At 35.6% G+C, this 13,740-nt stretch carries 12 protein-coding genes and 1 pseudogene; 9 read left to right on the top strand and 4 right to left on the bottom strand.

What is annotated here, in order from left to right:
- The first annotated feature begins 161 nt into the window (after positions 1-161).
- The 3 genes from ACZ11_RS13130 to ACZ11_RS13120 all read left to right on the top strand — a co-directional run bounded on the left by ACZ11_RS13130 (position 162) and on the right by ACZ11_RS13120 (position 3,660).
- Positions 162-1,682: an NCS1 family transporter gene (locus ACZ11_RS13130; protein WP_049666714.1), complete on the top strand. Its 1,521-nt coding sequence runs from the start codon at positions 162-164 to the stop codon at positions 1,680-1,682.
- A gap of 57 nt (positions 1,683-1,739) precedes the next feature.
- On the top strand, positions 1,740-1,949 hold the full coding sequence (locus tag ACZ11_RS13125; protein WP_049666712.1) for a hypothetical protein: 210 nt from the start codon (positions 1,740-1,742) through the stop codon (positions 1,947-1,949).
- A gap of 349 nt (positions 1,950-2,298) precedes the next feature.
- On the top strand, positions 2,299-3,660 hold the full coding sequence (locus ACZ11_RS13120; protein WP_049666710.1) for an amino acid permease: 1,362 nt from the start codon (positions 2,299-2,301) through the stop codon (positions 3,658-3,660).
- Positions 3,661-3,999: 339 nt separating this feature from the next.
- Here ACZ11_RS13120 and pgeF read toward each other — a convergent pair whose 3' ends face one another.
- A complete protein-coding gene (gene pgeF, locus ACZ11_RS13115; RefSeq protein WP_049666708.1) occupies positions 4,000-4,764 on the bottom strand; it encodes a peptidoglycan editing factor PgeF in 765 nt (254 codons plus the stop codon).
- Between the two features lie 170 nt (positions 4,765-4,934).
- Between pgeF and ACZ11_RS13110 the strand changes: the two genes are divergently transcribed.
- Both ACZ11_RS13110 and ACZ11_RS13105 read left to right on the top strand, forming a co-directional pair.
- The gene (locus ACZ11_RS13110) at positions 4,935-5,558 is read left to right on the top strand and encodes a transmembrane-type terpene cyclase (RefSeq protein WP_236690851.1); all 624 of its coding nucleotides are present in this window, start codon (positions 4,935-4,937) and stop codon (positions 5,556-5,558) included.
- A gap of 138 nt (positions 5,559-5,696) precedes the next feature.
- Entirely contained in the window at positions 5,697-6,689 is a 993-nt protein-coding gene (locus tag ACZ11_RS13105; protein ID WP_049666703.1) for a VanW family protein, read from the top strand.
- A gap of 221 nt (positions 6,690-6,910) precedes the next feature.
- On the opposite strand, the gene ACZ11_RS13100 is transcribed toward ACZ11_RS13105, so the two are convergent.
- The 3 genes from ACZ11_RS13100 to ACZ11_RS13090 form a co-directional block, all read right to left on the bottom strand.
- Entirely contained in the window at positions 6,911-7,528 is a 618-nt protein-coding gene (locus ACZ11_RS13100) for an HAD hydrolase-like protein (protein ID WP_049666701.1), read from the bottom strand.
- A gap of 808 nt (positions 7,529-8,336) precedes the next feature.
- Entirely contained in the window at positions 8,337-9,113 is a 777-nt protein-coding gene (locus ACZ11_RS13095) for a YibE/F family protein (RefSeq protein ID WP_049666699.1), read from the bottom strand.
- Positions 9,113-10,234 carry a YibE/F family protein gene (locus ACZ11_RS13090; protein ID WP_049667188.1) on the bottom strand — a complete coding sequence of 374 codons (1,122 nt, stop codon included), beginning with the start codon at positions 10,232-10,234 and terminating at the stop codon, positions 9,113-9,115. Before ACZ11_RS13090 ends, ACZ11_RS13095 begins: the two co-directional genes overlap by 1 nt.
- Positions 10,235-10,511: 277 nt before the next feature.
- On the opposite strand from ACZ11_RS13090, the pseudogene ACZ11_RS27035 reads away from it, so the two are divergent.
- The 4 genes and pseudogenes from ACZ11_RS27035 to ACZ11_RS13080 form a co-directional block, all read left to right on the top strand.
- Positions 10,512-10,725: pseudogene (locus tag ACZ11_RS27035) on the top strand (NAD(P)-dependent oxidoreductase); the annotation flags it as partial.
- A gap of 75 nt (positions 10,726-10,800) precedes the next feature.
- Entirely contained in the window at positions 10,801-10,953 is a 153-nt protein-coding gene (locus ACZ11_RS26630) for a hypothetical protein (RefSeq protein WP_169776068.1), read from the top strand.
- Positions 10,954-11,230: 277 nt separating this feature from the next.
- Positions 11,231-12,856 carry an ABC-F family ATP-binding cassette domain-containing protein gene (locus ACZ11_RS13085; RefSeq protein ID WP_049666697.1) on the top strand — a complete coding sequence of 542 codons (1,626 nt, stop codon included), beginning with the start codon at positions 11,231-11,233 and terminating at the stop codon, positions 12,854-12,856.
- A gap of 95 nt (positions 12,857-12,951) precedes the next feature.
- Entirely contained in the window at positions 12,952-13,710 is a 759-nt protein-coding gene (locus ACZ11_RS13080; protein ID WP_049666695.1) for an SDR family NAD(P)-dependent oxidoreductase, read from the top strand.
- Positions 13,711-13,740: the final 30 nt, after the last annotated feature.

Genomic DNA, 13,740 nt, shown 5'->3' with positions numbered 1-13,740 from the left:
CAATTGTAGGCTTAATCTTCATTCATCTCACTACCTTTAAGGTGGGAGGATTTTGCCGAATGAAGATAAACTGAAATTCCACCTTCCTTCAGCATGTTCGTTGAAGGAAGGAACAACCCCATGTAAGTTGTCACGAAAATTGGAAAAAAAGGAGAGATTATATGGAACGTGAAGGGAATTATTTAAAATCCCCAGATTTACTTCCAGTGACACATCAACAAAGAAATATTGGAACATTTGGTTTTGCAGTAATTTGGATAGGAATGGCAATTGTATTGGCGGCTTTTGCAATCGGTGGCTCAGCAATCATGAGCTTACCATTGCCAATGGTGATTTTAGCAACGTTGATCGGCTCTTGTCTAATTGGTGTATTTATGACGTTAATTGGTGATATAGGCATTGAACATGGCTTATCTTTCCCAGTATATATGCGTGCTCCGTTCGGTACATTTGGCACACATATCCCGTCACTTGTCCGGGGTGTAACGGCTGCCTGTTGGTTCGGTCTGAATACTTATTTTGGAGCATTAGCAATAAACGGTATTTTGAATTTACTTTTTAATTTTGATAATTGGTTTATCTGTTTCATTGTCTTTGCAGCACTTCAATTATTTAATACATCACTAGGGATTAAATCTATTGAACGTTTTGCAGATTTGGCAGCGCCAGTTATTATTTTAATTTCCTGCTGGATGTATTATACACTGGCAGACAATGCAGTAGCTCAAGGGAAAAACATTTGGACGTGGGTGGAATCGCCGACAGCAGGATTTACAGCCTTCACTGCATTTATGGTAGTAATTATGGCAAATATGGGATTCTGGTCGACACTAGCAGCCGATATGCCTTCACTTTCACGCTTCTTTAAAGCACCAAAAAATGAACGCAATTGGTTCAAACGCAATAAAACACAGCTAGTTGGCTCATTAATCGTCATGCCGATTACAAATACTTTCATTGTGACAATTGGTGCTGTGTGTTATATGGCTGTTGCCTCTGCTGATCCTATTAATGCTTTACAGCAAAGTGCAAGTGGTTTTATTTTAGGTATTTTATTGTTAATGATTGTATTAGCACAATGGTCAACGAACACCTCCGCAAATGTTATCCCAGCGGCAACAATCTTCTCAAATATCGGTGGTCCAAAAGTGCCGTTTTGGGTTGGGGTTGTTATTGCAGGAATAATTGGTATTCTAGCACAGCCTTGGAGTTTATTTGATGTGTTAGTCAATGCACTTTTAATAATCGGGGGAATTTTAACAGCAATCGTTGGAATATTATTTGCTGATTATTATTTAATCCGTAAACGTCGCGTGCATGTAAAAGGACTTTATGAATTAGAGGGTCAATTTAAATATTGGAATGGCTTTAACATTGCTGGTTTAATCGCTTGGGTTATCGGTGGTGCAGTGGCAAATATTTTCTCCACTTATTCTTCATTAGTAGGTTTTTTTGTAGGGGCACTTGTATATTATATATTAGCGAAGTATTGGTGGTTCAAAAAATATCCTCAAGCTGAGCTAGAAGATCCTAGTGATGCAAAATATTTAGGAATTACAGCTGGTCACAATTTGGATGAACTATTTGGACAGCAACAAGCGCCTGCTCCAACTGTTGTTCCAGATGAGAATGATGTCGTTGAACAACCAAATCCGCTGGTAGATATAAAAGGTGCTGAATAATATTAAACACCTAACAGAATATCAAGAGGTTGATTAACGGAAAGGTGGAGTGATAGCATGTCAGAGCATCAACAAAGCACAGAGGAAATAAAAAAAGTGGATCATTATTTAGATAGCGGCTTTAAAATCAAATATGTTTATGAAAATTTAAGTGGAATGTTTGTAGAATTCGCACGTCAAGAAGAGGTTGTTCTGCTGCAAATTCTAACAGCAGATGCACGCAAATATTTCTCTGCAAAGCTCCAAGAACAAACGTTATTACAGTAACAAAGTAGACTCTATTCCATTCATCGTTACATGATGGAATAGAGTTTTTTTTTACGTAATAAAATAGGTTTTTACTCTAAGTTGATCCGTTTATGGCTAAGCAAGATAAAAATTGTTGTTACAACAGCTAATCCAATTATAATAACAACCCAAAGTGACGGATAGAACATTCAAAATGATGGATAGAGACCTCGAATTGATGGATAGAGCTCCAAAACGCTCAGAATCCTAATATTATTACTGCCATAATCGTGTTTTTCCTAAAAATACAATTGTGTTTTTCGAAAGAATTGATTATTATTATAAGATAATTCATCGTAGAAAGAACTATAGAAAGAGGCGTAACTTAGTGACGAATAAAGAATTAAAAAGGGGACTAGATGCCCGGCATATTCAAATGATTGCTCTTGGAGGTACTATCGGCGTGGGCTTGTTTATGGGCTCTGCTAACGCCATTCAGTGGACAGGGCCTTCTGTGCTCCTTGCATATGCTATAGCAGGTATTTTTATTTTTTTCATTATGCGAGCAATGGGAGAAATGCTTTATATGGAGCCAAGTACAGGTTCCTTTGCAACGTTTGGCTATAAATATATACATCCATTAGCCGGTTATTTAACGGCGTGGAGTAACTGGTTTCAGTGGGTCATTGTTGGGATGTCAGAGATTATAGCAGTAGGAACATATATGCAATACTGGTATCCTGATTTACCAGCATGGATTCCAGGTTTAATTGCAATGGTGATTTTAGGCGTTGCCAACTTTATTTCTGTTAAAATGTTTGGAGAATTTGAGTTTTGGTTTGCCATGATTAAAATTGTGACGATTGTTTTAATGATTGTTGCGGGCTTTGGTCTTATTTTCTTTGGGATTGGTAATGGAGGCGTGGCAATAGGATTATCGAACCTTTGGAATCATGGAGGCTTCTTTACAGGCGGCTGGACAGGCTTCTTCTTTGCGTTATCATTAGTAGTTGCAGCCTATCAAGGTGTTGAGCTTATTGGGATTACGGCAGGAGAAGCGAAAAATCCTCAAAAAACTATTACGAATGCGATTCAAAGTATTATTTGGCGTATTTTAATATTTTATATCGGTGCAATCTTTGTCATTGTAACAGTTTATCCGTGGGATGAATTAGGTACGATTGGTAGCCCATTTGTTGCAACTTTTGCAAAGGTTGGAATTACCGCTGCGGCAGGAATTATTAATTTTGTTGTCATTACAGCAGCAATGTCAGGCTGTAATAGTGGGATTTATAGTGCGGGACGTATGCTGTATACACTTGCCATGAATGGGCAAGCACCTAAATTTTTTGCGAAGCTTTCTAATAATGGTGTTCCTATTTTCGGCACAGTAGGCGTGCTAATTGGTTTGGTCATCGGTGTTATTCTAAGCTATATAGCGCCAAAGAATTTATTTGTATATGTATACAGTGCAAGTGTATTACCGGGGATGATTCCATGGTTTGTTATTTTAATAAGTCAAATAAGATTTAAAAAAATAAAAGGTGAACAACTTTCAAAGCACCCGTTCAGAATGCCCTTTGCACCATTTACAAACTATATAACGATTGCCTTTTTAGTAATGGTACTAATCGGAATGTGGTTTAATGATGATACTAGAGTTTCTCTCATCGTGGGAATTATTTTCTTAGCTCTTGTTATCATTAGCTATTATGTTTTTAGAATTGGAAAAGCACGTCCAGTTAAATAATGAAATATTAAAAGGGTGCATTTCTACTATGAGATACATCCTTTTTACTTTTGTAACAAAGATTTTACCCATTTTGCCTGTTTATTTTTAGCATCTTTAAAAAGATCTTTTCCCATTAGGACTAGTGTTTTTAGTAAAAGGGACAATCCGTTATGAGTTGGATTGTCCCTTTTAACTTACTCTGCCGCTACTCTGCCGCTACGCTTTCGCGAAAAAACATCTGCCGCTGCCGCTACGCTTTCGCGAAAAAACATCTGCCGCTACGCTTTCGTGCAAAACACATCTGCAGGACTAAGCACAAAGCCGATTCCGTCGCAATTTAGCGGAAGAAAAATTGATTTATTGTTCTTTACGCATAATAAAGCTTAAATGTCTGCCAGCCTGTTTATCTTGACGGTAGGAAAAACCATCTGGGCTGAGGAATGTGCACGTTGAATCAATCAATATCTGCTCAGGAGGAATACCTGCAAGCTCACATTGTTTTTTGACAGTTTGCTGATTATCGATATGATATTTATTTGTTTGTGCATTGTAATACATAAAGTCCTCAGCATAGCCTAGGTTGTAGAATTTTTCATAAACATCTGCATCCACTTCAAATTTTTGCTGACTAAGTGCCATACCGATTTGTACGTGAAAATCATGTGGATTACATTGCTCATGCTCCATCAAATGTTGGAAAAGCTTTGATGTGACTTCCTTGACTGTGCCTTGCCAGCCTGAATGCACCACGCCAATAAGGCCATTGATTTCATTGTAAAAAATGACAGGTACACAATCTGCTGTAAAACTACATAAAAGTAAATTCGTCTCTAATGTATAAAGTGCATCGGTATTACTAATAGCAGTGTTCGTGTGCTCAGCGCCGCGTCCTTTATCAGCAATCGTGACTTTATGAAAATTAGCACTATGTGTTTGTTGAGTGCAAATAAAATTATTTAAGTCGCAATCTAAAGTAGCTGCTAATTTTTTTCGATTTTCTAGCACATCTGCTTCATTCACACATGTGTGCAATGCCATATTGTTTAGTTCCAGCTCGATGTCATCCTTTAAGGTAGTGCCTGCGATAAATTGATCGTTTTCAAAATAAATTTTAGTTTTCATATTATCACCTCGTCTTACTATATATGATTGGTTAATGAATGTATAGGCGCTCACTCTTAAGATTTTTAAGAAGTATTTACAAACCCTTCTACAATTCTTTTGACATAAAGACTAGATTTCTTCACATATAGTATCGAAGAATGAGAATTAGAGGGAAGGAGTTTGTAAATGTGACTCAAGAAAAATTCATACTGATCTCACAATTAGGCATGTGGTTTTTTTGGATTATTACATATATATTAATCATCAAACAAGGAATACGGGATAAGAGATATGGGATGCCCATGGCCGCAATTTGTGCCAATATTTCATGGGAATTTATTTTTACATTTGTGTACCCGCTAAATGACTTGCATAGGATCCTTACTTTCCTGTGGTTTCTTTTGGATATCTTCATTCTGATGCAATTTTTACTTTATGGTTATAAAGAGTATAAAAAAATTATTCCGAGAAAAGTATTTTATTCATCTTTTTTCATAACACTAGTAGTAAGCTTTTTCACGATTTTAGCGATGATGCATGAATTCAATGATAAGGCAGGCGTATATGCCGCATTTTTCCAAAATCTGATGATGTCAGGGCTTTTTATCGCCTTATTCATACAAAGAGGGAACTTAAGTGGACAATCAATGGGCATAGCCGTTTGTAAAATGGTAGGTACTGCGTTAGCAGCAGTTTGCTTCTATTTGTATTTTAGAACACCATTGATTACTATTATTTCGCTTGCAATTTTTATTTATGATTGGATTTATATAATGTTGATTTATAGGTTTAATGTGAAATATGCAAAATAAAAAATAGCGCTCTACAATGTCATTCATTTGTAGAGTGTTTTCATTATATAAACAAATAAAAATGATGAAATGAAACACACTATCAGCAATACACGAATAAGATGTCTCTGTAGTATGACGATAGGGTAGGTGTTTTATTTGAAAAAGAAGTGGATGACCACGCTATGTATTATTTGTTCTATTGGGCTAGTTGGCTGTCAGGGGAAGTCTGAGGATGAGAAAAAACAAGAACAACAAGTTCAAGAGTCAAAGCAAAAAGCTGATGATGTAAAAAAGCCTGTTACCTTTGAACAACAACAAACGGAGCCAGTCATTGTTGAAATTGTGGACCCTTCAACAAAAGCTATCATACAAACAATTTCACCGAAAGAAATGGACTATGAAAGTAATAGACAATCGTATACAAAACAAATTGAGCAATTAGCAAAAGATTTAGCAAGAGGGAATGAAAAAACAGCAGGTTATGATAAGCGTATGATACTTGATAAGCTGGACGATCAAGGAAAAGTAATTAAAGGTAGTCCTTTAATTGTTTTAAAAGAAAGTGAATTAGTAGAGAGAATATTAGAAGCATCAGCAACCGGAGGCAAAGTGGAAATGCCACTTTATGTTACAGAAAGTGGGTATTATTTTGAAGATATTCCTTATTTAGAAGACGTAGTTGTTGCATCCTATACAACTTACTTCAATACCCATGATGTAGGAAGAAATAAAAATATTGAACTTTCTGCGAAGGCAATTAATAATGTTATCGTTGGAAGCGGAGATAATTTCTCCTTTAATACTGTCGTTGGGCCTAGGGACGAAGTGAATGGTTATCAACCTGCTCCAGAGATCATCAACAAAAAGGTGGTGATGGGCATTGGAGGAGGTATCTGTCAAACGTCCTCAACCTTATTTAACGCAGTTGATCAAATACCAGTAAAATTTGTAGAACGTCATCACCATTCTTTAGATGTTGGGTATGTTCCAAAAGGAAGAGACGCTACAGTTTCTTATGGTGGCTTAGATTTTAAATTTCAAAATACAACCGACGTACCATTTTTAATTAAAGCTAACTATAGTAAAAATTCTCTTACAATTGAGATAAGAACAGCAGAAAAATATGTAGCAATTTTGAAAAACCCATAGTATTTTTTATAGACACTTACAAAGGTGTCTTTTTTTGTTGGGACATTAGAAAGATAATACTTGGTAGAGAAGTACATCTGACATTTTATTTTCTTCTCGAAAAAAATAGTCGGAAATCACCCCCCCGTTTTGCAGAAGAGCGATACTGTATTTATCATTACACATATTCAATAACACCAAGAGGATCATAGCAATTTTTTAATCGCTATGATCCTCTTAGTTTATATGATATTTAAAATTTCTTGTGGAGTAGTAACTTTGTATTCGGGTTCCTCTTGTTGTATAACTTCAATAGCGTCATATCCCCAACTAACCCAAATAATAGGCACGCCCACTTTCTTGCAGGCTACAATATCTCTTTGCTCATCACCAATGTAAAACACATCTGAAGGTGTAACGCCTGAGTCCTTTAAAAATTTTTTTATCACTTTATCTTTTCCGAAAATACGGGTTGAAGAAAGAACATTTGACACACAATGAATGCGGTTCATTTTTAGAAATTCTAAAATGTTCTCCTGTGAATTGGAGGAAATAATAAGAATTTTATAGCCCTTTTTATCAATTTCCATAAGAACTTCTTTAATACCATCATAAAGATGAACATCGTTTAATGACTGGCGATACAAGCGATAAAACTGTGGTAAAATCATGGGCAATTTATACATAGGGAAGTCGAATAATTTACTTCGCTCCGCTATAGATAATTTTTTCAATGATTCGATTTCCTTTAACTCTATTCCTTTAAATTTATATTTTTGCGCAATCGTATTCCAAGCTGATGCAAACACTGCTGTAGAATCTGCCAGTGTTCCATCAAAATCAAAGATAATATATTTCATGACAAACTTTCTCCTTTAATCATCTAGTTGTAAAGACGTTTTTTTCTTGAAAATGTTACTGACTTTTTTAACTTCTTTCAGCAAGTGTTTTGGTAGCGTCAGCTACAGATGTTTTATGTAACGTAAGTGAAACGACAGTTACAAAAGTCTCTCACCTCTATAGGTTGAAAGATGAATGCGGTTTCAAGTCACTTTTCAGCGGTGTCCATACATCCGCAGAAATAGAAGAACTCAGTCTAAGAACGCTACGTCCTGTGGCAACGACTGGGAGACCAACATCATACTGTTGCTGCCGCTTCGCTATCGCACAGACAAACCCTGTTGCTCCACTGCGTTAGCACTACGCTTTGGTGCAAAAAACATCTGTTGGACCACAGCCTCCGGCGGATGTCGCGGAAATCGGAAAAGAGTTCAATATTGGATGTTAGCCTAAAAACATCGCATCCATGCGATAAAGGCTAACTGACCTGCGTCGGTGCTGCTGCCGCTACGCTTTCGCGCAAAAGACATCTGCAGGCCTAAGCACAAAGTTGATTCCGGACGCAATTATGCTGAGGCAGAATTGATATTAATGACATGATTATACAGAATATGAAACAACGTATTAAAATAACCCCAGTTGAATAATTTTTTTACTAATGGGTAAATATTTTTTCAGGTAAAGGTGCGTAAGGCATCTTCTTTGGTAAATATTGTACCGAAAAATACGTCGAATTCAATAATGAAAGCTTCTATAAAATTTTATGTAGTTGAATGGACAAAAAAGTACCTGTCATCCGTTGTTTGAGCTGGTTGACAGGTACGGCTATTATGAAGCATCTTGTATTGTATCTCGTTTTTTTGTTAAATAATATGCATTTACTGAGGAAGTAATAGGAATGATAAGTGCGATTCCAATGCCTGCGCAAAATATCATAATTAGTTCAGTGGCAAATATTTTAGAATTAATAATTTCGCCAATTGAATAAGATAAATCTTTAAACCATATGAGCAAGCTTAAATATCCACCAAAGAAAGCGAAAAATAATGTATTTGTATCTGTACCTAAAATGTCCCTCCCGATGCTTAAACCTGATGTGAATAATTTTCTTCTGCTAATTAATGGGTTATGGTGAAGAATCTCATGCATGGAAGTAGCGATGGAAATGGCAACATCCAAAATTGCTCCAATCGTACTCATAATAATAACGGAAGCCCCAATTTGCACAAAATTAACCCCAATATAAAGAGAAAATATACTAATTTCTTCTGCAGATTCTGCCCCGAATCCTCGAATCATTGATTTTTCCGTTACAAATACAATGAAAAGTAATAAAATTACAATCGTAATCATCGTAGAAATGAATGCAATTACCGTTTTACTGCTCATTTCATTAATAAAAAATAAGCTAATCCAGCTAATGACGGTACAGGCAATGAGCGTTAATAATATCGGACTATTTTTCTGACTGGTCATTAAAAAGATAGTTATAAAGAGTACTCCAAAGTTTAAAAATAAAGATAGAAAAGATCGTACACCTTTTTTTCCACCAATAACGATCATCAATATGAATAAAATGGCAGTTAACCATACTAATACATTCATTATTTTGCCCTCTTTCGATTAATGAAAAAAATAGAAGTGTATAGACTGATTGGAATCGTTAAGACAACACCGATTCCACCTGCTAAGGCTCTAGCTAATTCTAACGAAAGGTTCAAGGAAAGTGTTTGTCCTAATGGATATGAATTTTTTAAATATAAAATTAACATAGGAATTGACCCACAAATATAAACAAAAAACAAAATACTTGTAATCGTTCCCATAATGTCTTTCCCGATATCCATCCCTGAGGTTTTCAGTGCTTGGTTAGAAATATCTTGGTTTTGCTCAAATAAAGCGAACATTGAAGAAGCCATTGTGATTGAGACGTCCATTACAGCTCCTAGTGCTCCAATAAATAACCCAGCCATAAAAATCACTCGATAAGGTCGCGTTAAAAATTGCATCTCTTCATATCGAATTCCATTCTCGTTTGTGATCCACAGAACTAAAGCGCTAATCAATAACGAAATAAATGTTCCGATTAGTGTTGCAACAATCCCTGCATATGTTTTTTCATTCAAGCCGTTAATGAGTATTAAAGAAATGACCGTAAATAAAAGAACACATACCCCACTTATAAATATCAAATTTATATTTGCATTCACATATAAATCCAAGGCGAAAGATAATACAAGAGAATTTACAATTAAACTGATGATTGAAAATAATCCTTGTCTTTTTCCAACAATCAGCAAAGCAAAAATAAAAATCCACGCTACTATCAAGACGAACTGATCACGCTTCACGTCTAAAATTGTCCCAGCTAAATCTCCATTTTTGTCCGTATTCGCTTTAATGGAAACAAATAATTTATTCCCAACATGATATTCTTGATCGTAGGCTCCAGATGTTGAATACTCATTTGTAAAATGAATAAGCTTCCCTTTTTCTTCACCATTTTTTAATACAGCTGTAATAAGTTGAGTATATAAATGATCATCATTATCATACATATCCGTTACAGGGTTTGATTCTTTTAATTCCGTTTTTATAACTTCTGCAATTGGACGGTCATAAAATGCTTCGTTGTGATAAACGAAAAAAACAGAAGCGATAAAGCAAATTGCAATAAAGGTATAAAAAATAACTTTACTATTAGTTTTTCTTTTCAAGGTGTTAATAAAAATACCTCCAATGTAAGAAGGGAATCTAATCATATTTGTTACGTGCATTGTTAGAGTTAACACGAACAATGACTCACAATTATTCACTATGATTTTTTTTATGTCAAGCAGATTAAAAAAGTGCCATTATAAAGTAACGTGCTAATCGAATAGAGGTTCCTTAATTATATAATCGAAGCTAATATGACATTAGCTTTTAGTGTACTAAGTTAGTTATAGCATAATTAAATTACTGTTATTCATTGATGGAAGTTTATTCATTAAATTATAGTATGTGACAGCCTATGCTGGTGCTCCATTACTGGTTGATTATTTCTCTACAGAAGAAGCTATTATTTTGTTTACTAGGTCATTATCATTGCAATTAGTGAATAAGGGAATCCGTGTGAGAGCTGTGCAGCCATTTGAGCTCCTTAGCTTCTGATGACTTGTCCTTAGTTACTGTTCAGGTACTACATGTGAATGGGGGTATAATAACGGAAACTTAGGCAATTAAGGGATTTGTGTTCTTTAACGTTTTGTGATAGATTAGTAGATACTAAATTCGAAAGGAGGTAAAAGTGATGGAAACTGTATTCGCAAAAGGCTTAGCAGAAAAAGAGGTAAAATCTTACATTCTCGGTGGGGGAATTGCTGTCAAAGGGAGAAGTCTGCCCTTTTTTAAGCAAATTTCATATCGAAAACAGATTCCGGAAGCTTTTGCCTTCTTATTTTAACAATTGTAGTCATTAATTTTTGATGAACTTGTATAAATATAATTACGTATTGTGGCGCCGGTTCTGTACGGCGCTTTTTTATGTTCTATTGTGAGTTATAAGAAATATTTCCCTTGTTTGTAGGGTTTTCTTCGCACTTTTAAGGCGCCGTTCTTTCGGCGTCTTTTTTGTGTTTGAAAGGAGTGAAAAGAGATGTGTAACCTTATATGTCCATTCATCTGTTAAGCGTTTTAGCTTTGCAAAAGAGATGGCCTAAACCTATAAGGAGATTAAATAAATGATACTTCAATTAAATGGAATTAGTAAAAGTTATTTGGGAGATCCAGTTCTCTCAAATATAACGATGAAAATTGAGCGAGGAGATAAAATTGGCCTCATTGGTGTTAATGGTGCTGGTAAATCAACATTACTAAAGATAATTGCGGGAGACCTTCCTTATGATAATGGAGAGCTCTACATCGGAAAAGGTATTAAAATTGGTTATTTGCGTCAAGACAGTGGGTTGAAGCTAGACAATACAATTTGGGCTGAAATGTTAGAAGCGTTACCTGACCTTCTTAAGGTTGAAAAAGAACTTCGAGAGCTTGAAAGGAAGATGAGCGAACCGACGTTCATAGACAATCCTGAAAAATTTGAAAAAATTATGGAGCGATATGCAATAAAATCAGAGTGGTTTATGCTGCATGGTGGCTATGAAATGGAAGCTAAAATTAACAGTATTCTTAATGGCATGGGCTTTGGGAGTACATCCAAAAATACCCCTATTCATCAGCTAAGTGGTGGACAAAGAACTCGACTTGCATTAGCGAAAATTTTATTGGAACAGCCAGATTTACTAATGTTAGATGAACCGACGAATCATTTGGACTTAACAACATTAAATTGGCTTGAAGCGTATTTACGCTCATACCAGGGGTCCATTATTCTCATTTCGCATGATCGATATTTTTTAGATGCACTTGTTGACGGTATTTATGAGATAGAGCGAGCAGAAGTCAGGAAATATGTTGGGAATTACTCCAAATATGTAGAAAGTAAAGAAAAAACTCTCAACTTACTTGAAAAAAAATATGTCCTGCAACAGCAAAAAATTTCGAAAATGGAAGACTATATACAACGCAATATTACTATGGCTACTTCTTCTAAAAGTGCAAAAAACAAAAGAAAACAGCTTGAGAGAATAGAACGAATTGAAAAACCTCTAAAGGATTTAAAACACACACAGATGGGATTTTTAATGGAAAAAAACTCTCATAAGGAAGTGTTAAAGGTACGAGATTTATCGGTTTCTTTTAGGGCTGAATGCGAACAACAACCGCTATTAAAAAATATTAATTTTCAGCTACATCGTGGTGATAAGGTTGCATTAATTGGTCCAAATGGTGTTGGAAAATCAACACTAATAAAGACGTTGTTAAAGGAGATTAGTCCAGATAGTGGTGTTATCACTTGGGGGAACGGTGTGACGATAGGTTACTGCGATCAAGAGCAAGCGAACTTACACCCAAATAATAACATTTTACATGAGGTCTGGAGTATGTTCCCGCATATTGAAGAAGCGAGAGTTCGTACTGTTTTAGGGAATTTCTTATTTACTGGTGAAGATGTGTTTAAAAAGATATCTACCCTCAGTGGAGGTGAGAGGGCACGAGTAGCTTTATCGAAACTCGTAATGCAAAAAGCAAACGTACTTATTATGGACGAGCCAACTAATCACCTTGATTTATTTAGTAAAGAAGTATTAGAACAGGCTCTTTTGAATTATGAGGGAACACTTTTCTTTATTTCACATGATCGATATTTTCTTAATAAGCTAGCACATAAAATGGTGGAGCTTTCCCCAACTGGCACGAGTATCTTTAACGGTAATTATGACGATTACATGAAAATGAAATTAAACTAAGGGCAATAAGTATGGAAAGGCAAAGGGGACCACCTATTAAGAAAATATTTGTGATTACGTAATAAAATATAAAATTGAGAAAAGAGGAATAGAATATGACAAACAAAAATAGAATTGCAGTTATTACAGGATCAGGTAGTGGAATTGGTAGAGCAACTAGTCTTAAATTTGCTGAAAATGGTTATAAAGTCGTGTTAGTTGATTTTAACGAGAAAACAGGAGAAGAGACCCTAAAGCTAATTCAACAAAATGAAGGTGAAGGAATATTCGTTAAAGCGGATGTTTCAAAAGTAGAGGATGTTCAGAATTATGTACAGCAAGCGGTAAACACATATGGCCGTATCGATGTATTATTCAATAACGCCGGAATTATACAAAAATTCGCACCATTTACAACGGTTGAATTGGAAGAATACGATTGTCTTATGGATATCAATGTAAAAGGTATTTTTCTTGGTATGAAATATGTTATTCCAGTAATGGAAAAGCAGGGGAAAGGGGCGATTATAAATACTGCTTCATCGGCAGGAATTCGTCCAGAACATAGTATCGCTGTATACTCCGCAAGTAAACATGCAGTAATCGGTTTAACGAAAGGGGTAGCGATCGAGTATGCAAATAAAGGTATTCGTATTAATGCTGTGTGTCCAGGTGGTATCGTTACACCATTATTTCAAAGTGTTGGTGAAACACTTGAAAAAACAGGATACGTACCAGAAGAAATGTCACGTGTACGTATGGGCCGCCATGGTGAACCAGATGAAGTAGCAGAAGCGGTCCTATTCTTAGCTTCAGATAAAGCAAGCTTCATGGCTGGTGCTGTTGTCTCTGTTGACGGTAGTTTGACTGTATAAATTTAACTACTTTCAGCAAATGTTTTATGT

It is taken from the genome of Lysinibacillus xylanilyticus (assembly GCF_001183605.1).
In the GTDB taxonomy this organism is placed as follows: domain Bacteria; phylum Bacillota; class Bacilli; order Bacillales_A; family Planococcaceae; genus Lysinibacillus; species Lysinibacillus xylanilyticus.
The sequence above is the reverse complement of the archived record's forward strand: the minus strand, read 5'-3'. Positions and strand labels throughout refer to the sequence as shown.

Coding starts and splice junctions, on each gene's coding strand:
- ACZ11_RS13095 (WP_049666699.1), bottom strand. CDS start 9,113: ATGAATGTATTAGTATGGTTAACTGCCATTTTATTCATATTGATGATC.
- ACZ11_RS26630 (WP_169776068.1), top strand. CDS start 10,801: ATGGAAACTGTATTCGCAAAAGGCTTAGCAGAAAAAGAGGTAAAATCT.
- ACZ11_RS13100 (WP_049666701.1), bottom strand. CDS start 7,528: ATGAAATATATTATCTTTGATTTTGATGGAACACTGGCAGATTCTACA.
- ACZ11_RS13125 (WP_049666712.1), top strand. CDS start 1,740: ATGTCAGAGCATCAACAAAGCACAGAGGAAATAAAAAAAGTGGATCAT.
- ACZ11_RS13080 (WP_049666695.1), top strand. CDS start 12,952: ATGACAAACAAAAATAGAATTGCAGTTATTACAGGATCAGGTAGTGGA.
- pgeF (WP_049666708.1), bottom strand. CDS start 4,764: ATGAAAACTAAAATTTATTTTGAAAACGATCAATTTATCGCAGGCACT.
- ACZ11_RS13085 (WP_049666697.1), top strand. CDS start 11,231: ATGATACTTCAATTAAATGGAATTAGTAAAAGTTATTTGGGAGATCCA.
- ACZ11_RS13130 (WP_049666714.1), top strand. CDS start 162: ATGGAACGTGAAGGGAATTATTTAAAATCCCCAGATTTACTTCCAGTG.